The sequence below is a fragment of the Kitasatospora sp. NPDC088351 genome, from assembly GCF_040685575.1.
Classification (GTDB): domain Bacteria; phylum Actinomycetota; class Actinomycetes; order Streptomycetales; family Streptomycetaceae; genus Kitasatospora.
This window is the reverse complement of record NZ_JBFBIL010000017.1, coordinates 19,508-44,361: the sequence shown is the minus strand read 5'-3', so window position 1 is coordinate 44,361 and position 24,854 is coordinate 19,508. Positions and strand designations below refer to the sequence as shown.

The 24,854-nt window shown below is 72.8% G+C and carries 19 protein-coding genes; all 19 read right to left on the bottom strand.

Annotated features, from left to right (window positions below; all coding sequences use genetic code 11):
• The 19 genes from AB0P06_RS15200 to AB0P06_RS15110 are packed head-to-tail and all read right to left on the bottom strand — an operon-like array spanning position 1 to position 24,833.
• Positions 1-549, bottom strand: coding sequence for a dTDP-4-dehydrorhamnose 3,5-epimerase family protein (locus tag AB0P06_RS15200; protein ID WP_363607719.1), 549 nt, complete (start codon positions 547-549; stop codon positions 1-3).
• Positions 546-1,757, bottom strand: coding sequence for a polysaccharide pyruvyl transferase family protein (locus AB0P06_RS15195; RefSeq protein ID WP_363607718.1), 1,212 nt, complete (start codon positions 1,755-1,757; stop codon positions 546-548). The genes AB0P06_RS15200 and AB0P06_RS15195 overlap by 4 nt, the downstream gene beginning before the upstream one ends.
• On the bottom strand, positions 1,754-2,701 hold the full coding sequence (locus AB0P06_RS15190) for a glycosyltransferase family 2 protein (protein ID WP_363607717.1): 948 nt from the start codon (positions 2,699-2,701) through the stop codon (positions 1,754-1,756). Before AB0P06_RS15190 ends, AB0P06_RS15195 begins: the two co-directional genes overlap by 4 nt.
• Entirely contained in the window at positions 2,698-4,023 is a 1,326-nt protein-coding gene (locus AB0P06_RS15185; protein WP_363607798.1) for a hypothetical protein, read from the bottom strand. Before AB0P06_RS15185 ends, AB0P06_RS15190 begins: the two co-directional genes overlap by 4 nt.
• Positions 4,024-4,028: 5 nt before the next feature.
• Positions 4,029-5,312, bottom strand: a complete 1,284-nt coding sequence (locus AB0P06_RS15180; RefSeq protein WP_363607716.1) for a DUF4910 domain-containing protein — start codon at positions 5,310-5,312, stop codon at positions 4,029-4,031.
• Positions 5,300-6,325, bottom strand: a complete 1,026-nt coding sequence (locus tag AB0P06_RS15175) for an SDR family oxidoreductase (protein WP_363607715.1) — start codon at positions 6,323-6,325, stop codon at positions 5,300-5,302. The genes AB0P06_RS15180 and AB0P06_RS15175 overlap by 13 nt, the downstream gene beginning before the upstream one ends.
• 3 nt (positions 6,326-6,328) lie before the next feature.
• The gene (locus AB0P06_RS15170) at positions 6,329-6,976 is read right to left on the bottom strand and encodes a PIG-L deacetylase family protein (protein WP_363607714.1); all 648 of its coding nucleotides are present in this window, start codon (positions 6,974-6,976) and stop codon (positions 6,329-6,331) included.
• Complete coding sequence (locus AB0P06_RS15165; RefSeq protein ID WP_363607713.1) at positions 6,973-7,815, bottom strand: glucose-1-phosphate cytidylyltransferase; 843 nt, start codon at positions 7,813-7,815, stop codon at positions 6,973-6,975. Before AB0P06_RS15165 ends, AB0P06_RS15170 begins: the two co-directional genes overlap by 4 nt.
• Positions 7,812-9,047: a class I SAM-dependent methyltransferase gene (locus AB0P06_RS15160; RefSeq protein ID WP_363607712.1), complete on the bottom strand. Its 1,236-nt coding sequence runs from the start codon at positions 9,045-9,047 to the stop codon at positions 7,812-7,814. Before AB0P06_RS15160 ends, AB0P06_RS15165 begins: the two co-directional genes overlap by 4 nt.
• A complete protein-coding gene (locus AB0P06_RS15155; protein WP_363607711.1) occupies positions 9,044-10,321 on the bottom strand; it encodes a glycosyltransferase in 1,278 nt (425 codons plus the stop codon). Before AB0P06_RS15155 ends, AB0P06_RS15160 begins: the two co-directional genes overlap by 4 nt.
• A 2-nt stretch (positions 10,322-10,323) precedes the next feature.
• Complete coding sequence (locus AB0P06_RS15150; protein WP_363607710.1) at positions 10,324-11,664, bottom strand: O-antigen ligase domain-containing protein; 1,341 nt, start codon at positions 11,662-11,664, stop codon at positions 10,324-10,326.
• A gap of 1 nt (position 11,665) precedes the next feature.
• Positions 11,666-13,207, bottom strand: a complete 1,542-nt coding sequence (locus AB0P06_RS15145) for a right-handed parallel beta-helix repeat-containing protein (protein ID WP_363607709.1) — start codon at positions 13,205-13,207, stop codon at positions 11,666-11,668.
• 8 nt (positions 13,208-13,215) lie between these two features.
• Entirely contained in the window at positions 13,216-15,165 is a 1,950-nt protein-coding gene (locus AB0P06_RS15140) for an alginate lyase family protein (RefSeq protein WP_363607708.1), read from the bottom strand.
• Positions 15,162-17,378, bottom strand: coding sequence for a bi-domain-containing oxidoreductase (locus AB0P06_RS15135; RefSeq protein WP_363607707.1), 2,217 nt, complete (start codon positions 17,376-17,378; stop codon positions 15,162-15,164). Before AB0P06_RS15135 ends, AB0P06_RS15140 begins: the two co-directional genes overlap by 4 nt.
• A 28-nt stretch (positions 17,379-17,406) precedes the next feature.
• Positions 17,407-19,341, bottom strand: a complete 1,935-nt coding sequence (gene asnB / locus AB0P06_RS15130) for an asparagine synthase (glutamine-hydrolyzing) (protein ID WP_363607706.1) — start codon at positions 19,339-19,341, stop codon at positions 17,407-17,409.
• A gap of 3 nt (positions 19,342-19,344) precedes the next feature.
• On the bottom strand, positions 19,345-20,865 hold the full coding sequence (locus AB0P06_RS15125; RefSeq protein ID WP_363607705.1) for a Wzz/FepE/Etk N-terminal domain-containing protein: 1,521 nt from the start codon (positions 20,863-20,865) through the stop codon (positions 19,345-19,347).
• Positions 20,862-22,250: a Wzz/FepE/Etk N-terminal domain-containing protein gene (locus tag AB0P06_RS15120; RefSeq protein ID WP_363607704.1), complete on the bottom strand. Its 1,389-nt coding sequence runs from the start codon at positions 22,248-22,250 to the stop codon at positions 20,862-20,864. Before AB0P06_RS15120 ends, AB0P06_RS15125 begins: the two co-directional genes overlap by 4 nt.
• Entirely contained in the window at positions 22,247-23,527 is a 1,281-nt protein-coding gene (locus tag AB0P06_RS15115; RefSeq protein ID WP_363607703.1) for a glycosyltransferase family 4 protein, read from the bottom strand. The genes AB0P06_RS15120 and AB0P06_RS15115 overlap by 4 nt, the downstream gene beginning before the upstream one ends.
• Positions 23,517-24,833: a nucleotide sugar dehydrogenase gene (locus AB0P06_RS15110; protein WP_363607702.1), complete on the bottom strand. Its 1,317-nt coding sequence runs from the start codon at positions 24,831-24,833 to the stop codon at positions 23,517-23,519. Before AB0P06_RS15110 ends, AB0P06_RS15115 begins: the two co-directional genes overlap by 11 nt.
• Positions 24,834-24,854 lie beyond the last annotated feature (21 nt).

Genomic DNA, 24,854 nt, shown 5'->3' with positions numbered 1-24,854 from the left:
TCAGTTCTCCTCAGAACGCAGGACCTCGGCGAGGCTCGGCGCCTCCCAGTCCCGCTTGGACATCGATATGGCCGGCAGCGGCCAGGCGATGGCGAGCTCCGGGTCGTCGAAGGCGATCGTCACGTCCTCGCTCGGGTCGTGCGGGCGGTCGATCCGGTACGAGATGTCGGCGTCGGTAAGCGCCTGGAAGCCGTGCGCGCACCCCGCCGGGATGTATACGCTCGCCTGCGTCTCGCCGGAGAGCTGGAAGGTGGCCACGTTGCGGTAGGTCGGCGAGCCGGGGCGCAGGTCCACGACCACGTCGAACACCTCCCCGTGCGAGCAGCGCACGATCTTGGCCTCCCCGGCGCCGGAGCGCAGGTGCATGCCGCGCAGCACGCCCCGCACCGAGCGGGAGACGCTGTGCTGCACGAAGGCGTTGGGGTCGATGCCCACCGAGCGCAGCACCTCGGCGTCGAAGGTGCGGCAGAAGAAGCCGCGCTCGTCGGCGTACGGGCTCGGGGTGAACAAGAACGCGCCGGCGATCGCCGGGACTTCGGTGACCTTCATGAGGAGTCCTTGGACAGAAAGAGGGCCCTGGTCAGGGCGGTGAACTGGTCCTCAAGGCGCCGGACGGCGGTCAGGTTCCGCTCGGTGAGGGTCCGCCGCAGCTCCCCCGATCGCTGCTCCAGCGCCCGGAACTGCTCGATCAGCCGGTCGGCGTCGACCTCGCGGGCCGGGTGGCAGTACGCGCCCAGCCCCATCCGGGCCATGAGCGCGTCGCTCTTCGCCGCGTAGCTCAGTGCGAGCGTCGGCGTGCCGACCTTCAGCGCGCAGATCAGGTTGTGGTACCGGGTCGCCACCACGGTGTCGGCAGCCGCCACCTCCTTCATCAGGTCGGCCAGTGAGGCCGCCTCGGCGGCGGTGACCAGCGGAGAGTCCACCGCGTCGAGGATCGCGGCGACCACCGGCACGTCGACCTCGTCGCCCATGAGCAGCCGGACCGGCCTGCCGTCCTCGACCAGCGCGCGGACGAACCGGGTCGTCCCGTCGAGGTAGCGCCGGTGGATCTCCTCGGCCCGGGCGCGGTCGTCGTTGCCGCCGTGGAAGGCCATGACGCCGACGCAGACCGGGCCCGGCCGGCCCGGGGACGCGCTCGCCGGCGGCGTCGGCAGGGAGAAGGCGAGGTCCGGGTAGACCTCGTCCCGCGCGGTGTCCACGCCCATCGCCCGCATCGCGTCGCGGGACGGGGCGTCCCGGTACGACCGGTACGCGGCCAGCCGCGCCGACCAGCGCACCAGGGCCCGGGTGGGCCGGTTGCCGATCGCGGCGGCGCCGACGCAGACCAGCGCCACCCGGGTGCCGAACAGCCGGCCGGACGCGCAGAGCAGGAACAGCGAGTACGGGAAGCCCCACGGCCGCAGCGGCAGCGTGGCCTCCAGGACGCCCATGCCCGGCACGATCACCACGTCGTGCCGGCGCACCCAGGCAGCGGTGCGGAAGGCGTCGACGAGCTTGCCCAGGCCCTTCGCCGCGATCGCGCCCGCCCGCGATGCGGTCCGGTACTCCCCGCGGTACCAGTGCATCCGCGTCGCGGGGATCCGGTACCGGGTCGCGACGACCTCGGGTCCGCCGCACAGCGCGTCCACGACCGCCGCCGGGTGCTCGGTGCGGAGGTAGCCGAGCACGGCCTCGAGCGACCCGTCGTTGCCGAGGTTGCCGGAGCCGAGCAGGCCGAACACCCCGACGCGCACCGGAGTTCCGTCCGCCGACGTCATACCTGCCTCCCCTCACGTCCGGCCACGAGGGCGTCGACGGAGACCGTGAGCAGGGCCGGGTCGACCGGGGCGCGGTCCTCGACCCGCTCGCCGGCGCCCGGCCGGACCCGGCTGGCCATCCATGCGGCCAGGTGGCGGTAGCACGCGCGCCGGTCGTCCGGGGACAACGGCGCCCGCCGGATCGCCGCGACGAAGCCCCAGACGTACTCGGCGAGCAGCCGGGGCGTCGGGTGCAGCGGGCCTGCCCGGCGCGGGTCCAGGTTGACGCACCGGGAGCGTTTGGAAGGGTTCGCCCGCTCGGCGCGGGTGGGGTGGTCGCGGCGGAAGTACAGCAGCTCCGACACCTGGTGGAAGGGCCCGCGCAGGCCGATCTCGGCGACGAACGTGCGGTCCGCGTGGTGGTAGCTGTCGAGCGGCTTCACCCGGCGCAGCACGTCGGCCCGCATCACCCCGTAGAAGTCGTCGCCACCGGGCTCGAACAGCATGCTGCGGAAGCGCTCCGGCGCGTGCGGCGAGTCGGTGGCGAGCCCGTACTCGTAGGGGACCTTCACCTGGCCGTCGCCGTCGACGACCGCCTGGTCGGCGTGCGCGAGGATCACGTCCGGCCGCTCGTCCAGCGTCTCCACGCAGCGCAGCAGCAGGTCCCGGGCGTACAGGTCGTCGTGCGAGGCCCACTTGAACAGCTCGCCACGGCACTCGGTGAACACGTGGTTGTGGTTCGGTGCGGCGCCGATGTTCCGGGGCAGCCGGAGGTACCGGATGCGCGAGTCCCGCGCGGCGTACCGGCGGCAGATGTCCTGGGTCGCGTCGGTCGAGGCGTTGTCGGAGATGACCAGCTCGAAGTCCTCGTAGGTCTGGCCGAGCAGGGCGTCGAGCGACTCGGCGAGGTATTCCTCGCCGTTGTAGACGGGCAGGCCGATGCTCAACCGGGGAAGGGCGGTCATGGCGTCCTCACTTCGGGGATGGGGTTCCGGCGGTGCTCGCGCAGGGCGGACCGCAGTTGCAGCCACCACACGGCCGAGCCGCTGACGGTCGCGGCGGCGACGCCCCAGGCCGAGCCGACCGTGCCGGCGACGGCCGCCCCGCCGAGCCCGCCGCCGACATAGCAGGCGGAGGCGAACAGCTGACAGCGCAGGCTGCGCCGGGCCGCGCCGAGCGCGCGCAGCCCGGCGGCCGCGCCGGTGCCGAGGCCCGCGCCCGCGACGCTGAGGGTGACCGGCATGACGAGCGCCGCGGAGGAGTGCCAGACCCCGCCGAGCACCAGCTCGCCGAGCCGGTCCGGCATCAGCAGCAGCGCCCCGCCCCAGAGCAGTGCGGCGGCGGCCTGCCCGCCGCCCAGCAGGAGGCAGAACGGGCCGAGGCGGTGCGGGGCCTGCCGTAGCACCCGTGCCGCCTCCGGGACGGTGACCAGCGACAGCCCCATCAGCAGAGCGAGGAACGGGCCGAGCAGGAGCTCGGCGCCCCGGACCGCACCCACCGCGGCGACCCCGACGATCGCGCCGAGCCCGTACGCCCGCAGCTGGCTCGCGCCGCTGAGGCTGACGTTCTCGACCAGGTACCGGTAGCCGAGATCGCGCTGCTCGCGAAGCCACCCGCGCGCCTGGGCCACCCGGGGCCGGATGCCGGACTGAAAACACCCGTACCCCGCGGCCACCGCGGCGGAGGCGCCCCAGGCCAGCAGGAAGGCGGCCACGCTGCCCACGCGGGCCGCCACGACCATGGCCGGGACGAGCGCGACGCCCTGCACGAGGTCGTTGGCGAACGCCTTCTGCCCGGTGCCGGCGGCGAAGAACGCGAACCGCCAGGCGTCCTGCAGCAGCAGCGCCGGCAGGACGACGCCGAGGCAGGCGAACGCGGGCCCCACGCGGCCGCCGAGGCCGAGCCCGACCAGCAGACACACGGCGCCGAGGGCGGCACCGACGCCGAGCGCGGCACCCGACGACCGGGCCACCGCCGCGCGCCAGAGCGCGTCCGGCACACCGCTGAAGCGCACCACGAGCGGGTCGGTCGCCAGCCCGCGGGCGACGTTGAGCACCAGGCCGTAGGCCAGCCAGGCCAGGCTGAACACGCCGAACGCGGTCACCCCCAGCGAGCGTGCCACGTAGATCCCCACCGCGAAGTTGGTCATGCTGGAGGCCGCCTGGTCGGCCAGTCCCCAGGACAGCCGGCCGACGACGGCCCGCTTGGCGGTCCGCCGGGCTTCTCCGGGCGCCTCCGCCGATGTGGCTGTCGCCGGTGTCGTCGTCTTCACCCCCTCGGTGGTCATCGGCGTCATGCCTTGATCAGCCCGGCGCCCCGCAGGGCGCCGGCCGCGACGGCGACCGTGTCGAACGGCAGCCCGGACCGCTCGGAGACGTCCAGCAGACTGTGCTCGCCGTCGGAGAGGCTGAGCACCCAGAGCATGGCCAGCTGGGCCTGCTTCGCGTCGCTGCGGCCGCCGAGCGAGTCGTACAACCCGCGCCGGCCCAGCTGTGGTTCGCCGTAGGGGCTGAGGTTGAGGTACCGCCGGTTGCGGTCGAGAACGCCGAATGCCTCGCGGCAGACGGCGAGCGTGTCCGCCATCGCCTCCGGGGAGACGAAGTCCGGGTTGTCCGCCGAGGTGTGGTACTCGGGGTACCCGGCGTACGGGGTCCGGCTGAGCGAGCCGACGCCGAGATCGAACCCGGGCGAGCAGAACTGTCGCTCGTCGTAGCCGTACGGAGTGAACTCGGTGACGCGGTGCGGGCGTTCGGACGCGAGCAGGACGTGCCGCATCACCCGGTCGATCTCCGCGTCGCCGCGCCTGCTCTGTTTGTACGTCAGCCGGCCCGGGTCGCCGGCGCAGGCCAGCACCAGCCCGTGCTTGACCTGCTCCATCCGCTCCGCGTTGCGGGCCAGCCAGGTGATCGCCCCGATGGTGCCGGGCGCGAACAGGAACCGGTAGGTGTACCACGGCGTCCGCTCCGCCAGCGCCCGCGCCAGGAACGTCGCCACCGCGATGCCCGCCAGGTTGTCGTTGGCCAGCGACGGGTGGCAGACGTGGCAGGAGACGATCACCTCGTCGGGGACCTGCCCGGGGACGACGTGCTCGGCGTAGGTGAGGTGGCCGTCCGTGAGGGTGGAGTCGATGCGCACCTCGTACTCCCCGTCCGGCAGCGCGTCCAAGGTCTCCTGGGCCAGGCAGAACCCCCATTCCGGCGTGTAGTAGCTGGTGCGGTACGGCACCCAGGTCGGGTGGTCCGGCAGGGTGTGCAGGTGTCCGCGCAGCTCGGTCAGCGGCATGGTCGCCGCCACCGGCACGCTGTAGCCGAGCACGTGCAGGCTGGACGCGGCGAAGTCGACGACCCGGTTGCCGGCGGTGTCGGCGATGTACGCGTCCCGGATGTTCCACTCCTGCGGCACCGTCCAGTCGAGCACCTGCGTCCCGGTCGGCACCTCGTGCACCTGCAGCGGGACGTACTCGCCGACGATCTCCAGGGTGGCGCGCACACCGTCGCCGGTGATGCTCCGGCACAGCGGGTACAGCCGCTCCACCAGCGCGTGCATCTGTTCGCCGACCGTGGTCACCGGCGCCACCGCAGGGTGTCGTCGACGGTGCCGGCGTCGGACGCCGCGCGCAGCACGGCCAGCCGGGTGAAGCGCCGCTCGAAGCCCTCCCGGGTCAGCCCGAACTTCCGGTAGGCGTCGGCGAGTTCGAGCGCTCCCCGCTTCACCGTCCACTCGCAGTCGAAGCCGGGTACGGCGGCGCGGAACCGGGAGAAGTCCACCCGGTACGACCGCGGATCGGCACCGGCCTCCCCGGTGATCACCACCCGCGAGCCGGGCACCGCCTCGGCGACCTGCCCGGCGATCTCGGCGACCGTGACGTTGTTGGTCTCGCTGCCGATGTTGAACGCCCGGTCGTGCACCGCTTCGCGCGGCGCGATCAGCGCGGCCGCGAAGGCCCGGGCGATGTCGGCGGCGTGCACCAGCGGGCGCCAGGGGGTGCCGTCGGAGAGCACCAGCACCTCGCCGGACAGGAGCGCGTGGCCCACCAGGTTGTTCAGCACGATGTCGGCGCGCAGCCGGGGCGAGTAGCCGAAGGCGGTGGCGTTGCGCATGAACACCGGGCTGAAGTCGCCGTCGGCCAGCGCGTGCAGGTCGTCCTCCACCCGCACCTTGGACTCCGCGTACGGCGTCACCGGGCGCAGCGGGGCGTCCTCGGCCACCAGGTCGTCGCCGCCGGCGGCGCCGTAGACCGAGCAGGTGGACGCGTACAGGAAGCGCCGCACTCCGGCGTCGCGGGCCAGTCGGGCCAGCCGTACGGAGGCGTGGTGGTTGATGTCGTAGGTGAGGTCCGGCGCCAGCGAGCCCAGCGGGTCGTTGGACAGCGCGGCCAGGTGGATCACGGCGTCCACCCCGGCCACGTGGTCGGCCGTGACGTCGCGCAGGTCCACCCGCTGCCCCGGCGGGTCCGCGGGCGGCGGGCCGAGGACGCAGTCCGCGAACAGGCCGGCGTCCAGGCCGACGACTTCGTGCCCGGCGGCCGCGAGGACCGGGGCCATCACGGTGCCCAGGTAGCCCTGGTGTCCGGTCAGCAGTACACGCATGGTTCATCCCCCCAGATTGAGAGTGAGTTTGGTGACGGCGAACGCCTCGGCGTAGCGCGCGTGGCATTCGATGCCGCGGATCCGCGCCAGCCCGAGGAAGGCCTCCCGGTCGTACCAGGGCCGGTGCCGTTGCGAGGGGTAGTGCTCCTGCAACAGCCGCACCTTCTGTTCGGCGGTCTCCGGCGACAGCGGCTGGTACGCCGCCGGGCGGCCGAGGTCGCCGTCCCACTTGACGATCTCGTAGCCGAGCACGAGGTGGTCGCGGAACCCGGTGGTCACCAGCTTCGCCAGGCCGCGGTGATCCTGGTGCGCGTCGTCGGTACGCGGTGCGAGGACCAGGTCCGGCTCGGTCCGCGCGCGCAGCTCCTCGACCGCGGCCTTGGCCTCGTCCCAGTGCGCGGGCAGCCGGCCGTCCGGCAGTTCGAGCACGGTCAGGCGCAGTTCGGCACCCGGGCAGAAGGCGGCGAGCGCGGCCCGCTCCTCCTGCTCCCGCTCGCTGCCACCGCCGGAGAGCACCAGCGCGTCGACACGGACGCCCGGCCGCGCGAGGCACATCGTCAGCAGCGTGCCGCCGGCGCCGATGGCGATGTCGTCGCAGTGCGCCCCTACCGCGACGATCCGGTCCAGGTGCCCGGCCCCGAGCCGGATCACGCGGTCCCCGCCCCGGTGCCGTCCCCGCCGCCGTCCCCGCCGCCGGTCGCGCCCGCCCCCGCGCCGTCCCGTTCCCACACGGCCCACGGGCGGTCGCCCCGGGCGTAGGCGGCGTCGAGCGCGGCCCGCTCCTTCACGGTGTCGGTCGGCTTCCAGAAGCCGCGGTGCTGGTGTGCCACCAGCCGGCCGCGCTTGGCCAGTTGGGTACATCCGTCGGCGACCAGGTCCCCGTTCTCCGGGATGTGGTCGAAGACCTCCTGGCGGAGCACGAAGTAGCCGCCGTTCTCCCACAGCGGCAGTTCACTCACCGCGGTGATGCCCCCCACCAGGCCGTCCTCGCCCAGGTCCACGCAGTGGAACGAGGACTGCGGCGGCACCACCATCATCGACGCACCGGCGTCGCGCCGGGCGAACCGGTCGATCATCTCCGGCAGCGGGGCGTCGGTGAGCACGTCGGCGTAGTTGGCGAGGAACATCTCGTCGCCGTCCAGGTGGTGCCGCACCCGGCGCAGCCGCTCTCCGATCGGCGACTCGATGCCGGTCTGCGCGAACGTGATGGTCCAGGAGGCGATGTCGGTGGACAGCAGCTCGGTCTGCCCGTTGCGCAGCACGAAGTCGTTGGACGTCGTCTCCTCGTAGTTGAGGAAGAAGTTCTTGATGTGGTGGGCCCCGTACCCGAGACACAGGATGAACTCCGTGTGCCCGAAGTACGCGTAGTAGCGCATGACGTGCCAGATCAGCGGCCGCGGACCGACCATCGCCATCGGCTTGGGCACGTCGTCGGAGGCTCCGCTGCGCATCCGCAGCCCATAACCGCCGCAGAACAGTACGACCTTCATGGCTTCACCTCGACAATGCTCAGTTCCGGGATGGGAAAGACCAGCCGGCCGCCCCAGGCGTGCACGAAGGACAACTGCTCGACCAGCTCGGCCCGCAGGTTCCACGGGAGGACGAGGACGTAGTCCGGCCGGTCGGTGCTGATCTGCTCCGGCGGCAGGATCGGGATGCGGGTGCCCGGGGTGAACCTGCCGTGCTTGTAGGGGTTGCGGTCGACCGTGTACGGGAGCAGGTCGGGCCGGATGCCGCAGTGGTTGAGCAGGGTGTTGCCCTTGCCCGGGGCGCCGTAGCCGACGACCGTCTCGCCGCGCTCGGCCGCCTCGATGAGGAACCGCAGGAGGTCCCGGCGCACCTTGGCCACCCGGGCGGAGAACTCGGTGTACCCGGACAGCTCCTGCAGCCCGGCGGCCTTCTCCCGGTCCAGCACGTCGGCCACCCGCCGGGTCGGCTCGCCGGCCGCCTCGGCCGGCCGGGCCCACAGCCGGATGGAGCCGCCGTGCGTGGGCAGCAGCTCGACGTCCACGAGCGCGAGTCCGCCGCTCGCCAGCGCCCGGGTCGCGGACGCGACCGTGTAGTACTGGAAGTGCTCGTGGTAGATCGTGTCGTACTGGTTCTCCTCGATCAGGGTCAGCAGGTGCTGCACCTCGATGGAGACCCAGCCGTCGTCGGCGACCAGGGCGCGCAGCCCCCGGGTGAACCCGACCACGTCGGGGATGTGCGCGTACACGTTGTTGGCCACGACCAGGTCCGCCGGGCCGTGCTCGGCGCGGACGGCCGAGCCGGTGGCCGGGTCCAGGAACTCCGTGAGCGTGGGCACACCCGCGTCCCGCGCCGCGGCGCCGACGTTCACCGACGGTTCGATGCCGAGGCAGCGGATCCCCCGGTCCACCACGTGCCTGAGCAGGTACCCGTCGTTGCTCGCGACCTCGACCACGAAGGCGTCGGGGCCGAGATCCAGCCGCTGTACGGCATCGGCGACGAACGTGCGTGCGTGCTCCACCCAGGAGGTCGAGTAGGAGGAGAAGTACGCGTACTGCGTGAACGTCTCCTCCGGTGTGATCAGCGGAGGGATCTGCGCGAGCCAGCAGTCGGTGCAGACCCGCAGGTGCAGCGGGTACGCCGGCTCCGGCCGGTCCAGTCGGTCCGCGGCGAGAAAGCTCTCGCACGGCGGGGTCGCCCCGAGATCGACGACGCTCGCCATCGCCGCCGAGCCGCAGAGTCGGCATCGTGTCATCTACTGCCCCCATTCCTGCTCGCGCGGGTGCCCCGCCGCGAGCCAGCGTTTCCGTTTCCTGCCGGCGGCGCGCCGTCCGCGCCGCCGGACCGACCCGCGATCGCGGTGCGGTACTCCTCCACCAGGCGCTCCAGCCCGACGGCCGGGCTGAAGTTCTGCTCGTATCGGCGCCGGGCCGCCTGGCCCATCTCCCGGTTGCGGGCCGGCCCGGCCGTGATCCGGCGCAGGCAGGACGCGAGCGAGGCGGGCTCGCCCGGCTGGTGCAGCAGCCCGGTCACCCCGTCCTCGACGAGTTCGACGAAGGCACCGTGACCGGCGGCGACGGCCGGGACCCCCGCCGCCATCGCCTCCGCGATCACCAGGCCGAACGTCTCCAGGGACATCGAGGGAGCCACCACGGCGACCGACCGCGCGACGGCCTGCTCGCACTGGGCCCGGTCGTACAGGCCGACGTACCGCACGTCGTCCCGGCCCGCCGCCCAGGCGGTCACCTCTTGCCGCAGTGGCCCCGAGCCGGCGAGCACGAGCGGCACGCCCACACCGCCGCCTGCGGCGATCTCGTCCCACGCGGCCATGAGCAGCCGCACGCCCTTGGCCTCCGCGAGCCGGCCGAGGAAGAGCAGCTGCTCGCCGTCGCCCGCCCGGCGGGCGCCCGGGTCGGGTACGAAGTTGTGCTTCACCGCCAGCCGCTCGGACGGCACGCCGGACCGCACCAGGACGTCACGCTGCGCCGCGGAGATGCAGAAGAACCGCTCCACGCCGGACCACCACCGCCGCCGGTTGACCGACAGGCTGACCGCGAGCGGCACCGTCGCCAGCCGGGAGTTCCGGTAGCAGCCGTGCCGGACGGCGGGCAGCGTCGCCGCCGACCCGACGCACTCGGTGCACAGCCGGCCGTCCCGCCACAGCGTGCCCGGCGGGCAGACCTGGGTGTAGTTGTGCAGCGTGGCGACGGCGGGCACACCGGCGTCGGCGCAGGCGGCCAGCACCGCGGGCGACAGGAGCGGGAAGACGTTGTGGACGTGCACCACGTCCGGCCGCTCGGTGCGCAGCCGGGCGGCGAGCTCCGCGCGGACCGCCGGGTTCCACGGCACCAGCAGCGGCACCGCGGCCTTGCCCAGCAGGGACCGGGCGGCGATGTCGTCGCTGCGCCGCTCGAACACCTCGACCCGGTGACCGGCCTCGCGCAGCAGCCCCACCTCCTGGTCGACGACCTCGTTCTCCCCGCTCGGCTGCGCCGAGGAGTAGCGGTTGTGCACCACGAGGATGTGCATGGTCAGGTCACCTCCCGATTCCGGTCCCGGCGCGGGATGCGTCGTCGCGGGACTGCGGGCGTTGTCAAAGGTGTCGTCAAGGACGTGGTCAGGGATGTCGTCAAGGGCGCGGCCTCGGCGGGTGTCGCGAGCAGGGCGGCGGCCAGGGCCAGGTGCAGCAGGTACGGAGAGGCGTCGCCGAGCCCGGCCTCGGTGTACGACGACATCGCGACGTAGGTGATCAGGAAGATCGCGCAGGCCCTCGACAGCGACGGCGGGCGCAGCAACGCGACCCCGCCCAGCGCGAGGAGGATCGCCGCCACGACGGCGATGCCGAGCAGACCCTGTTCGTTGTAGACGGCCAGCCAGCTGTTGTCGATCGGCAGCCCGCCGAAGGACTTGTCGCCCAGACCTGTGCCGAACACCTTCTCCGGGATCGTCCGGGGCTCCGTCAGCAGGGCGTCCCAGACCTTGGCCCGACCGGTGAGGTTGGAGAAGTTCTCCTTGCTCTGTCCGCGCATGAACCACGTCTGCAGCGCGGAGGCGAACGCCACCGCGGCCACCGTGGCGCACAGCACCGCCCAGGAGAAGAACCGGCGGGCGGCGGCGCTGGTCAGGATGAGCGAGCCGATCGCCACCGCCAACCCGACGAGCAGGCCGATCGTGGCCGTCCTGGTGTGGGTCATCGCGAGCAGGACGAAGGACGGCACGATGATCACCGCCGCGCCGGCCCCGGTGGTCCGGCCGTCCAGCAGGAGCAGCACGGTGAGCCCGATGATCACCGCGGAGTACTGTCCGATCTGCGGCGGGGTGAGCGGCCACAACGCGCCGACCAGGCGCCCGCCGTAGTACTCGGGCATGGCCGTGCCCGGTGAGATGACCAGACCGGCGGCCACCGACACGAGCACCGCGAAATACATCCGGATGTGGGTCCGGACGAACAGCAGGCTGTCGGCCCACCAGCGGCTGATCAGCCACAGCGTGCTGATGAAGATCGTCAGCCGGCCGCAGCGGAACAGCGCACCGAACCCGACCTCCAGATGCAGGCTGGAGATCACGCTCGGCACCAGCAGCATGGTGAGCAGGAACAGAAAGGCGCCGGCCCGGACGCGCAGCCGGAGGTTGAGCGCGAGCGCCAGCGCGAACGCGGAGACCAGCGAGCCCATGGTGGCCATCTGGATGAGGGAGCGGGGCAGCGTGACGATGGTCTTCGCCCCGGCGGAGCCGAGCGTGTTGAGGCCCAGCAGCGCCCAGACGATCCAGACGGCCTTCGGCGTGCCGTCAGGGCCGTGTTCGGCACCGGGCCGCGCGGTCGCCGGATTCGGTCCGCCCGTCGGCCCGCCGCGCGTCCGGTCCCCGCGCACCTCAACCACCGGCCTGTGCGGCGAAGGTGCTGCCCGCGTCCTGCTGGTACGGCATGCCCTGCCACTGCGCGGAGTCGAGCGGCCGGCCCGGGTCGTCGGCGATGAAGCTCCACGGCCCGCGGTAGACGTTGTCGTGCCAGCGGTTGTCCTGCTTGAGGGTGATCGCCTCGGCCACCCGCTTGCCCTTGTACGGCGACCAGTCCGGATAGGTGCCGTAGTTGGAGAGCACCGCCATGCGGCCGCACTCCACCGAGCACTTGACGACGGACGTGTCGAGGGCGAAGCGGTTGTCGTGGATGTCCACCCGCTGGGTCTTCCACCGGCAGTCGGCGTAGAGCGGTGCGGTGTCGATCGCCGGCTTCACGCAGCGTCGGGTGTCCTTCACCAGCAACGTGCAGTAGCCGGTCGAGGTGTTGGCCGGGCTGTTGCAGAACCGGTCGGCGTTCTCCCAGAGGGTGATCCCTGACCAGTTGTCCTCCAGCACATTGTGGTCGATCTCGATCCTGTCCGTGCGGGCCGGGACCCGTGGTTCGCCGCCGGCCTCCGACACGTAGACGGTCGCGTGCGGGAAGTCGTCGCCGTCCGCGGCGTGCCGGCGGCCCTCGACCCAGTTGTTCCGCCGGATCGTGTTGTTCCGGATGACGGCGTTGTAGCTGGTCTCGTAGATCAGCGCGGCACCGTCGTTGGCCTCCAGCACGTTGTCCTCGAAGCGGAAGTCGTTGTTGTCGTTGTCCGCCCACAACCCGGTTCCGCGGTTGTCGTGCACCCAGTTGCCGCGGATGTCGGCGCCGTTGACGGCCCAGAACTTGATGCCTCCGGTGCAGCCGCAGCCCGGCTGCTGCTTCTCCCAGTCGTCGGTGTTGTTGCCCACGACCTCGTTGCCCTCGACCAGCAGGCCCTTGATGGAGTCGCCGGTCTTGTACGCGTTCATTCCGTACTGCCCGTTGTCGCGCAGGCAGCTGGCGCGGACCTGCTGGCGGGCACCGGCCATCAGCCCGGCGCCGGAGTTGTCCTGGATCGTCGCGTGCTCGATCACCCAGCCGTCGGCCATGTCGTGGTTGACCACGCCCTCGTCGTGCGGTGCGACGAAGCCCTGCACGGTCAGATAGCGGATGGTGACGTCGGGGGCGGTACCGCTGAACGCGTAGTTGTTGGTCTTCCGGCCGTCGAGCACCGCGCCCGGCGCGCCGAGGTAGGTGTCCCCCTCCTTGGCCATGACCTGGGCGTAGCGGTCCGGTTCGAGCGTGTGCCTGCCCGGGAGCAGCCAGAACGTGGTGTTCGGGGGGCTGCTCCCGGTCTTCGCCGCCAGGTCACCGACCACCGCGGGGTCGACCGTCACCGCGCCCGCCGGCGCGCTCGTCGGCCCGGCCGCGGGGTTGGCGCACACCCGGGCCACGGCCACGGACCCGGCCACGGACCCGGATGACGTGGCGGTCGGCTCCGCCGGGGCGTCCGACGAGCTCGTACAGCCGGTCGCCGCCAGCAGGGCCAGCGTCAGCGGCGCCGCCGCCGACGCCCCCCACCGCCGCCTCTTGATCCCCACCCGCCCCCCTAGCCGCGGAACCCGAGTACGGTGGTGAACCCCTGCGCGCCGTCGGCGAAGCCGGTGCCGACCAGCGTGGTGGCGGGTTCCTTGCGTCCGAAGCCGGCGGAGTACCAGCCCAGCGGCGGCTCGCTCTCGCCGCGATGCGCCTGCCAGGACAGCTGCCCCGGCAGGTCGAGTACCGCGGAGCGCTCCTCGCCGTCGCGGGTCCAGGTCAGCACGGCCCGCCGGCCCGTCAGCTCCGCGGCGATCGCCGGGCCGAGGTGGAAGGCCAGGCGTACGGTGCCGCCCGGGCCGTGCACCTCGTCGACGATTCGCAGCTCCCGGCTCGCGGCGGTCAGTTCGACCCGGCGGCGGTGCACCGAGGGCTGGTAGCCGTCGTGCTCGGCGCACCAGCGGACCACGGTCGGGTCGGAGGTGTCCGCGACCAGGACGCGGCTGCGGGCGTGCCTGATCCACAGGAACGGGCCGCCGGAGACGGACTGGTCGGCGCCGTCCAGCTCCAGGGTGTTGTGGCCCAGGGTCGAGCGGAAGTACCGCCGCCACTCGGGCTGCCCGTGGTAGCAGAACGTCCCCGGGTCGGCGAGCACGTCGACCCCGTCGTGCCGGACCTCCACGGACAGCGCGTCCGCGTGGCCGTGCGCGGCGATGGACAGGAACCCGTGCGGACCGCCGTCGCAGCGGCACCAGATCTCCTCCCCGGCGCGCAGGATGCTCATCCCCGCGTCGGGGAAGTGGACCGGCCGGCTCGCCGGGCGGGTCACGGTTCCGTTCGTTCCGTACGGCCGCAGGAGCGCGGCCAGCAGCGGGGTGCGCACATCGGTGCCGGTCGCCGCCGGCCACCAGGGGAGCCGGCCGAACACGGCGTTGCCGGTGGCCAGCAGCGAGGCCCAGCGGTCGGTGCCCGCGCCGTCCACGACCAGACCGTGCCCGTCGTCCGCGTCCCCCTGGCGCGGCGGCCGCAGCCGGTTGTCCACGACGGCCGCGAGCGCGTCGGTCATCCGCAGCAGCACCAGCCGGACGGTCGCGGGGACGGGCACGTCGGCGGCGTCCGCCTCGGCGAGCGCGGCCAGGCCGAGCTCCAGGACGAGTCCGTGGTACTCGGTGGCCAGCTCGCGGTTGAGGCCGGAAGGGAAGGTGTTGCCGCGCAGGTGCCGCTCCAGCGACCGCAGCGCGCCGGCTCGCCAGCGCGCCGAGGAGGGGAACCACCCGAACGCGCAGGCCGCGGCGAACTGCCCGGCGGCCTCGGCGATGACGTGGTTGTTCGCCGAGGACCCCCGGCTGGGGAAGGCGGCCAGCCAGCGCTGGTGGTGCCAGATCTGGTTCAGCGCCACCGGGTTGCCCTCGAACAGCCCGGCCGCGCCCGGCCAGCCGTCGAGCAGCCGGCGGATCCACACCCAGGACAGCAGCCGGATGCCCAGCTCGATGCCGCTGATCCAGTGCACGCCGCGCAGCGGCGGGTTGGCCGCCCACCACGACCGCAGATGCTCGGCCACGCGCTCGGCGTACCGCTCGTTCCCGGTGATCGCGTAGGCGGCGGCGAGCACGGTCAGGTACTGGTGCCGGGACGGCTCCCAGATCTGCTTGATGTCCCCGACCGCGTCCTCGTTCCGGTACGGCACGTCGAAGGCGTAGCCGGACGGCGCCCGGCGCCCGGTCTTCGGGTCCGACCACCAGTCCGGGGCGGCCAGGTCGTCGCGGTCCACCCCGAAGAACTCGGCGTGCCCGTCCATCAGCCGGTCCGCCTCGGCGACGAGGCGTTTCGCGGCGTCCGGTGGCACTGCGGCGATCGTCCCGGCGGGCAGGACGGCGGTGAACCGGGCGCCGGCCACGCTCGGGCCCTGCGGCGGCGCCGACCGCCACCGCCGCCTGCGCACCGCGTCGCCCACCCGGCCGCCGACCTCCCGCGGTCCCATCCGGGACAGCCGCCGCAGGTACCACCCCGGGCTCATGGTCACAGCGACCTCGCCAGCGCCACCGGCGCGCCGCCGGCCAGGCCGGCCTGCACGGCGAGGGTGGCCGCCGTGGTGGCGACCAGCGACTCCAGCGGCACCGGCATCGGCCCGCCGGTCCGCACGGCCTTGATGAACGCGGCCAGTTCGGCGGACTGGCCCTTGTCCCGGGCCTTGGGCAGCCGCGAGCTGACCCACCGCTTGCGGCCGACCGTGTTCTCGAAATACACCGAGGCGCGGACGAAGTCGTCGAGCTTCAGCACCTTGCCGTCCGCGACGAGGTCCAGCGTCTCCTTGGGGAAGCCGGGCGCGCCGGTGGTGACGTAGCTGAGGGTGGCGGTGGAGCCGTCCGGGTAGCGCAGCACGACCTGCAGGTCCTCGTTGCCGGACGTGGCGACCGCGTACACCGAGACCGGGTCGGCCTCCAGCAGCCAGCTCGCCGTGTCGATGAAGTGGCCGCCCTCGCCGGCGAACCGCGAGCCCTCGGTGCCCTGTTGGAGGTACCAGCTGCCGTGCTGCAGCCGGCCCGCGTTGACCAGGTAGCGCAGGCTCGCCGGACCGGTCCGGGTGCCGAACCGGGTCCTGGCCTCCCGCAGCAGCGGCGCGAACCGGCGGTTGAAGCCCACCTGCAACCGGTCGTTGCCGGACTCCTCCACCGCCGCGAGCACACCGGCCAGCTCGTCCTCGGTGAGGGCCAGCGGCTTCTCCACGAACACCGTCTTGCCGGCCAGCAGCGCCTGCCGGGTCAGTTCGGCGTGCGAGCTGTGCCGGGTGACCACGAACACCGCGTCGATGGACGAGTCCCCGAGCACGGCGTCGAGATCGGTGGTCGCCCGGGCGAAGCCGAACTTGCGCTGCGCGTTGGCCGCGGACAGCGCCGTCGTGGTGACGACCGTGGACAGCGAGACGCCCTCGCGCTGAGCCAGGTGCGGCAGCAGCATCGACGTCGCGTAGTTGCCCGCACCGATGAACGCGAGGCGCACCGGCGCCCCCGCGGATCGGGCGGGCGCGGACCGGGCCGGGGCGGCCGTCCTGGCGTCGCGTCGCACCGCGGGCACCGCCACCGCCGGGGCCTGCGCCTTCTCGTCCCCCGCGGCTTCGGGGTACCGGAACAGCACGGCCACGGCCTTCAGGTCGCCGTCCTTCAGGCGCCGGTACGTCTCGACGGCGTCGTCGAAGTCGGCGATGTGGGAGACCAGGGGGTCCACGTCGACGCGGCCGCGGGCCATCAGGCCGAGGAAACAGGCCAGGTTGCGGCGCTCCGTCCAGCGCACGTAGCCGACCGGGTAGTCCCGCCCCTCCAGCTCGTACGACGGGTCGTAGCGCCCGGGGCCGTACGAACGGGAGAACCGGACGTCCAACTCCTTCTCGTAGTACGCGTTCCACGGCAGGTCCAGGCGGCACTTGCCGATGTCGACGACCCGGCCGCGGTCCCGGGCCAGGTGGGCGGCCAGCTCGACGGGCTGGTTGCTGCCGCCGCCGGCGGCCAGGTACACCTGGTCCACGCCGTGCCCGTCGGTCAGCTCGGCGACGGCGGTCTCCACGGCCGCGGACCCGGGATCGCCGCAGGCCACGGCACCCAGGCGCTCGGCCAGCTCGCAGCGCACCGGGTCGGGGTCGGCCCCGACGACGCGCACCCCCGCGGCGGTGAGGAGCTGCACCACCAGCTGCCCGATCAGCCCGAGGCCGATGACCAGCGCCACCTCGCCGAGCTGCGGCTCGCCCTGGCGCACGCCCTGCAGGGCGATGGACCCGACGGTGCCGAAGGCGGCGTGCCGCGACGCGAGGCCGTCCGGCACCGGGGCGTAGAGGTTCTTCGGCACCCAGTTCAGCTCGGCGTGCAGCGCGTGCTCATTGCCGGCGCAGGCCACCAGGTCGCCGACCTTCACATCGTCGATCCCGGCGCCGACCTGCTCGACCACCCCGCACAGCGAGTAGCCCAGCGGCGTGTAGGAGTCCAGCTTGCCCATCACCTTGCGGTAGGTGGCGGGCAGCCCGTTGGTGGCCACGCTCTGCATGACCTTGGCCACCTGGTCCGGCCGGGAGCGGGCCTTGCCCAGCATCGACATGCCGGCCTCGGAGACCTTCATGAGCTCGGTCCCGGTGGATATCAGCGAGTAGGCGGTGCGGACCAGCACGCCGCCCGGCTTGCACCCCGGCACCGGCACGTCGAGCACCGCCAGCTCGCCGCTCTTGTAGTTCTGCACGACCTGTTTCACCGAAGTCCCCTTGTTTCTAAGCCGTCTTCTACGCTGCCGGGCGAGTGCTCCGGCCGGACCCGGAGGTCGCGTCGCGGTACCAGTACTCGAGGGTCAGCACGTGCCACAGATGCTTGGAGAAGTCCCGCTGCCCGGCGGCGTCCTCGGCGACCATGCGCGCGAGCGCGTCGCGGCGCAGGAGACCGGAGTTGACGAGCACGCCGTCGTGCACCACCTCGCGCACCAGCGGTGCCAGGTCCCGGCTCATCCAGGCCCGCAGCGGGGCGCTGAACAGACCCTTGGGCCGGTACACGATCTCCCGGGGCAGGATCGAGGTGGCCGCCTCCTTGAGGACGGCCTTGCCCTGCCGTCCGACGATCTTGCGGTCGCCGGGCACGGTGAACGCCGCCTTGACCACCTCGACGTCCACGTACGGCACCCGCACCTCGGTCGACGCGGCCATGCTGGAGCGGTCCGTGTACGCGAGGTTCAGGCCCGGCAGGAACATCCGCGCGTCGCCCAGGCACATCCGGTTGACGAAGTCGTCGAGGTCGTTGTCCTGGTAGACGTCCGCGTGCTCGGTCAGCACGTCCTGGACCGTCCCGGCCAGGTCCGGATTCACCAGGGCGAGCAGTTCCTCCTGGTCGTACATGGTGTAGCTGCGCCGGAACGCGGTCTCCTCCGGCAGATCGGCGAAGGAGAGGAACCGCTTCGCGAACCGCACCGACCGGTACCCCCGGCGGGCCGTGGCGACCGGCAGCCGGTCCACGGCCGCGGACAGGCCGCGCCGCAGGGGTCGCGGGACGCGCTGGTAACGCAGCGCGATCAGGTTGGCCAGGTGCTTGCGGTAGCCGGCGAACAGCTCGTCGGCCCCCATCCCCGAGAGCATCACCTTGACCCCGGCCTCCCGGGCGGCCGAGCAGATCAGGAACGTGTTGATCGCGGCCGGGTCGCCGATCGGCTCGTCCAGGTGGTACGTCATCCGCGGCAGCAGGTCGAGCACGTCCGGGGCGATCTCGATCTCGTGCAGGTCGACGCCGAACCGCTCGGCCACCTGCCGGGCGTAGCGCAGGTCGTCCGGCATCGCCTCGAACCTGGCGTCCTCGGCGCGGAACCCGATCGTGTAGGCGGAGATCCCGGGGTGGTCGCGGGCCGCCAGCGCGGTCAGGTAGCTGGAGTCCAGCCCGCCGGAGAGGAAGGTCGCCACGGGAACGTCGGAGAGCAGGTGACGCCTCGTCGACTCCTCGACGATGGCGGCGAGGTCCGGCAGTTCGCCGGCCCGGGCCCGCTCCCGGCCCTCGGCGGCGACGTCGCGCAGGTGCCAGAACCGGCCGCGCTCCACCCGGCCGTCGGGCCGGCACCGCAGCCAGCTGCCCGGCGGCAGCTTCTCCGCCTCGCGGAACGCGCACCGCGTGTCCGGCACCCAGTAGTACAGCAGCGAGGCCACCAGCGCCGCGTGGTCCACCTCCAGCGAGCCCCCGGTGGCGGCGGCCAGCGCCTTGAGCTCGGAGGCGAACACCAGGCCCTCACCGCGCCGCACCAGGAACAGCGGCTTGATGCCGAGTTGGTCGCGGGCGAGCACCAGCTCACCGGTTCGCTCGTCGAAGATCCCGAACGCGAACATGCCGCGCAGCCGGGGCAGGCAGTCCGTGCCCCAGCGCCGCCAGGCCTCCAGCAGCACCTCGGTGTCGGAGGTGCCACGGAAGCGCACTCCAGCGGCCGCCAGTTCGGCGCGCAGCTCGGGCGCGTTGTACAGCTCGCCGTTGTACGTCAGGACGAGGCCGTCCGAGACCATCGGCTGGGCGCCGGTCTCCGACAGGTCGACGATGGCCAGCCGGCGGTGCCCCAGGTGCACTTCGCCGTCACCGACGGGGTGGCTGTACCGGCCCGCCCCGTCCGGACCGCGGTGGGCGAGGGTCTCGGTGAGCAGGTCGGTCACGGCCTTCCCGTCCGGCCATCGGTACGTGCCTGCGATGCCACACATGTCCTACCTCGCCTCCTGGTCGCTGTCGGGGACCCGTGCGGTCCACACCGGTAGTCGTTCCGTCCGCCGCCGGCCCGTGCCGATCTGCCGGGCCGGCCGCTCGTTGCGGCCGCTCGGCGCGATGTCGGTCCTGTCCCACAGCGTGCCGTCGGTCCGGTCACGCGGATCGGGGTCGATCAGCACCACCCCGATCACCGCGATGTGCTGGTCCGCGAGTTGGCGCGCCACGGTGTGCAGCCAGGCGGCGCTGCCGTGCCCGGCCCGCACGACGAGCACCGTCCGGGTGCCGAGGTGGCGAAGGTCGGTCCACGCCGTGCCGGGTGCCACCGAGCCGACGCCGAGCCGGTGTTGCTCACCCGGTACGGACTCGGCGCCCCCGCCGTCGACCACGGTCGGGCCTCCGGCCTTGCGGCGGCGGCCGGCGAGCTGCGAGCCGGGCAGACCGTCCACGACGGCCACCGGCCCCTCGGCTGCCAGTGCCCCGGCGAGGTCCAGGGCGATGGCGCTCGCGTTGCGCGCACAGCCCAGTTCCAGCAGCGACACCGCCTCCTCGGAGCCGCGTACGGTACGGGCCAGGGTCGTGGTGAGCCTGGCCCGGGCCTCCCGGGTCCGTTTGCGCTGCCACCGGGCGGCCGGCCGGTGGGGCAGCTCGGCGATGACCGAGGCGCCGAGGTCCGCCGCGATCTCCCGGCGCAGCACCGGGCGGTCCGCCACCACCGCGCCGACCGAGGCCACCGCGAGCCCGAGGACGAGGCCGAGGACGAGGCCGATGGCGGCGTCGGTCGCGGCGGTCTTCGGCAGGGACTGCTTCACCGCGTGCGGGGCGTCCACGATCTGGGTGCCGGCGACGAGCCGGGGCGTGCCGGCCCCAGCCGCCGCGGCGCGCTGGCCGAAGTCGGTGATCCGCGAGGTGAGATCGGCCCTGCTGGCGTAGAGCGACTCCAGGTTCGCCGATGTCTTCGGCCCGCTCTGCTGCGATCCGTCCCCGATCGCCTTGTTGACCTGGGCGAGTTCGTCCTTCATCCGGTCGCGCTCGTCGAGCAGGGCCTTGGCCTCGGCGTCCGCGGCCTGCTGTATCCGCTTCACGTGGCTTGCGACGAACGCCTCGGCGAGCGCCTTGGCGCGGGCCACCGCCTCCGTGTCGCTGTGTCCGGTCACGGTGATCTGCAGCAGGTTGTTGGTCAGGCCGAGGCCCCCGTAGTCCTTCAGGAAGTCCTCCGGCTTCTCCGAGGACCCGAGGGACTGGAGGGCCTGGCCGGCGATCCCCACGGTGTGCAGCAGGGCGGCGTCGGTGCGGATCAGCGTTCCGGGGTCGTTCGGCTGGTCCGCCTGATGCGCGACCAGCACCGTTGTCACCGCGCTCGGCGGCGCGGGCTGCAGGACGGCCGCGGCGGCGCCGAGCAGCAGCCCGATCAGGGCCAGGGAACACCAGAGGCGGCGGCGCCTGCGCACCGCGACCACCAGCGACTGGAGGTCCACCAGGGGAGGGGCGGCCGACGACTCCGCGGTCCTGCTCGTCGTCACTCCGAACCTCTCCTCGCATCGTCGCCGACCGCGAGCGCCGGCGTGGCGCCCTGACGGTCGGAGGGTTGCGTCGTACGGGCCCGGACCGGGGCCGCGAGGACGATGCCGACGACCTCGTGCTTCGCGTCCGCACACGCCCCGGCGATGCCGGCGAGCTCCGCCGCGGTCCAGCTGCCCGCGCTGAGCACGACCAGGGCACCGGACTCGTCGTCACGGTCCGGCACCAGCGGCCGGGACACCGAAACCCCCACCACCCGCAGCATGGGGTATCCCCTGCTCGAAGAGCTCGGGGAGGGATCGCCGCCCGCCTCGGCCGCGAGCTGCCCGGCGGCCAGGCGGGCCGGCTCGTCGCCGTCCGGGACGACGACCAGCAGCCGCCGGGGGGACGGCAGCCGGTCCCGCAGGCGGGCGCACACCCGCTGGAAGCGGATCCGCCGGCTGGCCTCGTCACCGGAGGCCTGCGGGACCGGCAGGTCCCACCGGACGTCGATGCCCAGCAGCCGGCGGATCCGGGCCCGCGGGCCACGGCCTTCCGGCCGGTGCCCGGGCAGGTCGGCGGGTACGTCGACGGTGCCGAGGAACGCCGAGCCCAGCGCTGCGGCGATCTCCGGTTCGGTGCGCAGCCGGCGACCCATCCGGGCGGCGGTGAGATGGCCGATGACCGTGGCCAGGAAGAACAACAGCGCACCGCCGACGATGAGTTGAATCCTCGTCGGCGCCACCGCGCCGGTCGGCCGGGCCGCCGGCCCCATGACGACCATGGCGGCCTTGGTGGAGGCCGGGTCGACCTGGTCCAGCTTCTTGACGGCCTCCTCCAGCGCGGTGCGCAGCTTCGCGAGTTCGGTGCGGGTCTGCACGCTCTCCACGGTCTGCCCCGGATTGGCCGAATCGGCCAGTTCGGTGATGCGCCGGCTGGCCTGAACCACCATCTGCCGAAGCGCCTCGGGCTGCGCCGCTCCGGGGTCGGTGCCGTCGCCCGCTATCCGCGCGCTGAACGCGACGAACTGCTTGGCCATCTGATCGGACAGCTGCTGTGCGCGCTCCGGGGTTTCGGCCGTACCCGAGACCTTGACGATGTTCCCGTCCGAGGCCGTGGCGCTCACCCGGTCCCGCAGCTGGGTGCCGTCGACGCCCTTCCAGCCGAGCGCGGCGGCCGCGCGGTCGATCACCACCGAACTGGTCGCGATCTCCGCCTGGGTCATCAGCTCGCGCTCCTGCCACACCCCAGGCAGCAGCACCGATGCCGACGTCGTGTAACTCGGCGGGAACAGCAGGGAGCTGCCGTAGCCGACGAGCGCACCCACCACGGCGAGGACGGCGAGAAGCCGCCAGCGCCGACGGAGGATCCGACCGATCGTGACCAGGCGTATCGTTTCATCGCTCAACGGCGCGGCCTTCCCCCTGGCCGGTTCTGGTCGCCCGCCGACGCCGGAGCGTGGTCACGACAGGCGGCGGCGTAGGCGGCGAGCAGCGATCGCTGGGAGTTCCGCCAGGAGAGCGGCCCGTTGATCCGCTCCTGGCCGAGCTTGCCCATCAAGGCCCGCTTCTCCGGATCGTCCAGCAGCAGCGCGATGAGCCCGGCGAACCCGGCCTCGTCGTTGGCGGGCGCGTAGACGGCGGCGTCACCGGCGGAGACCCGGGCCTCCCGGAGGTCGAACGAGACGATCGGCCGGCCCATCGCCATGTACTCCAGGACCTTGTTCATGGTCGACACGTCGTTGAGCGGATTGCGCGGGTCGGGAGAAAGGCACACGTCCGCGGTGGACAGGTAGCGCGCCAGATCGGCGTCCGGAACGCGCCCGGTGAACTGCACCTGCTCGGAGAGCCCGAGCCGCCGGGACAGCTCCACCATCGCGTCGAAGGCGTCGCCGGCGCCGACGAACACCGCGTGCCAGTCGGTCCGCCCGAGCTCGTCGCGCAGCTTCGCGAGGGCCCGCAAGGCGTAGTCGACGCCGTCCTGCGGGCCCATGACGCCGAGGTAGCACAGCAGATGAGGCTTGCCGCGCTTCAGCTCCGGCTCGGGCGGTACCGGCTGGAACCGGTCGGTGTCGGGCGCGCTGCGCACCACGAAGACGTCCGCCGGCCGTTGACCGCCACGGCGCAGCGCGACGTCCCGGTAGCTCTCGTTCGTGGCGAGCACGATGTCCGCGGCCCGGTAGGTCAGCCGTTCCAGCGCGCACACGGCGCGGTAGAGCAGATCCTCGCCGCGGTCGAACCGGGAGAGGTACAGCTCGGGTACCAGGTCGTGCTGGTCGAACACGAACCGCGCGCCGCGCCGCTTCAGCCACAGTGCCGGCAGGAACAGCAGGTCGGGCGGGTTGCAGGCGTGGACCACGTCGACCGGGCCGACCTTGCGGGCCAGCCGGACCGTGTGCCACAACGCCGACCCGTACTCACGCAGGTAGCCGGCCGGCCCTCCGGTGGCCGCGCGCAACGGATAGCGGTGGATCCGCACCCCGTCGATCTCCGCTTCCGGTTCCGTGTCCCGCTTGCTCCCCCGGGGACAGATGACGTGCACCTCCCAGCCCGCGTCGCGCAGCGTCGTGCACTCCTGCCACACCCGCCGGTCGAACGGCACCGACAGGTTCTCCACCAGGATCAGCGCGCGACGGGCCGGCCCGTCGCCACTGACCGTGTCACCGAACGATGTGTCACCAGGCAAGGCCCACGTACCCCCGTTCGGTCCGGCGCGCCTCGGCGTCGGGAAGGTGGACGAGGTCGACGATCACCGGGCCGTCGCCATGGGGCAGCGCGGACAGCACGGCCGGATCCCTGGTCCCGACCACGCACACCTCGGCGTGCTCGAGCACCTCGCCGACGGACTCCGCGAGCAGCTGCGCGAGGTGCGGCAGCCGGGTCTCGATGTACTCCCGGTTCGCGCCGAGCAGCCGGGAGAGGTTCACGTTGGGGTCGTAGATCCGCAGGTCGTAACCCTTGCCGAAGAGCCTCTCCGCCAGCTCGACGAGCGGGCTCTCGCGGAGGTCGTCGGTGCCGGGCTTGAAGGACAGACCGAACAGGCCCACCCGACGCCTGCCGGTGCGCTCGACCAACTCCACCGCGCGCTGCAGGTGTTCGGAGTTGGAGGGCAGCACGTGGGAGAGGATGGGCACCGAGACGTCGGCCCGCTGCGCCGCGTGGACCAGGCTGCGCAGGTCCTTGGGCAGGCAGGAGCCGCCGAAGGCGAAGCCGGGCCGCAGGTAGGCGGGGCTGATGTTCAGCTTGCGGTCGGCCAGGAACACGTCCATCACCTGGTGCGAGTCCACCCCGAGCGCCTGGCACACCGCGCCCAGCTCGTTCGCGAAGCCGATCTTGAGGCCGTGGAACGCGTTGTCCGCGTACTTGATCGCCTCGGCCGTCGGGACCGGCACCCGGAACACCTCGCCGGGCAATCCCTCGTACAGCGCCGCGACCACGTCGCCGCTCGCCGGGTCGAGCTCACCGATGACGGTCTTGGGCGGGTCGAAGAAGTCCCGCACGCTCGTGCCCTCGCGCAGGAACTCCGGGTTGACCGCGACCCCGAAGTCCACGCCGGCCGTGCCGCCGGCGTACTTCTCCAGGATCGGTACCAGCAGGTTCAGGCAGGTGCCCGGGAGCATGGTGCTGCGGAACACGACGGTCTGCCGCCCGCCCCGCTCGGCCACCGCGGCACCGATCTGCTCGGTGACCCGCTCCAGGTAAGTGGTGCACAGGCTGCCGTTGGGCTCCGACGGCGTGCCCACGCAGACCAGCGACACCTCGCTGCCCGTGATCGCCTCGCGGACGTCGGCGGTGGCGCGTAGCGCTCCGGCCCGCACGACCTCGGCGATGAGCTCGCCGATCCGCTCCTCGACCACCGGGGCCTTGCCGTCGTTGACCAGGTCGACCTTCACCTGGTTCACGTCCACCCCGATGACCTCGTGCCCCAGACTGGCCAGGCACGCGGCCGACACGCAGCCCACGTAGCCGAGCCCCAGGACGCTGACCCTCATGACCCGTTCCTCCCCTCGGGC

Excerpts from the sequence above, each read along its gene's own strand:
- AB0P06_RS15200 (WP_363607719.1), bottom strand. The coding sequence starts at position 549 with ATGAAGGTCACCGAAGTCCCGGCGATCGCCGGCGCGTTCTTGTTCACC.
- AB0P06_RS15185 (WP_363607798.1), bottom strand. The coding sequence starts at position 4,023 with ATGACCACCGAGGGGGTGAAGACGACGACACCGGCGACAGCCACATCG.
- AB0P06_RS15165 (WP_363607713.1), bottom strand. The coding sequence starts at position 7,815 with ATGAAGGTCGTACTGTTCTGCGGCGGTTATGGGCTGCGGATGCGCAGC.
- AB0P06_RS15195 (WP_363607718.1), bottom strand. The coding sequence starts at position 1,757 with ATGACGTCGGCGGACGGAACTCCGGTGCGCGTCGGGGTGTTCGGCCTG.
- AB0P06_RS15160 (WP_363607712.1), bottom strand. The coding sequence starts at position 9,047 with ATGACACGATGCCGACTCTGCGGCTCGGCGGCGATGGCGAGCGTCGTC.
- AB0P06_RS15110 (WP_363607702.1), bottom strand. The coding sequence starts at position 24,833 with ATGAGGGTCAGCGTCCTGGGGCTCGGCTACGTGGGCTGCGTGTCGGCC.
- asnB (WP_363607706.1), bottom strand. The coding sequence starts at position 19,341 with ATGTGTGGCATCGCAGGCACGTACCGATGGCCGGACGGGAAGGCCGTG.
- AB0P06_RS15190 (WP_363607717.1), bottom strand. The coding sequence starts at position 2,701 with ATGACCGCCCTTCCCCGGTTGAGCATCGGCCTGCCCGTCTACAACGGC.
- AB0P06_RS15155 (WP_363607711.1), bottom strand. The coding sequence starts at position 10,321 with ATGCACATCCTCGTGGTGCACAACCGCTACTCCTCGGCGCAGCCGAGC.
- AB0P06_RS15175 (WP_363607715.1), bottom strand. The coding sequence starts at position 6,325 with ATGCGTGTACTGCTGACCGGACACCAGGGCTACCTGGGCACCGTGATG.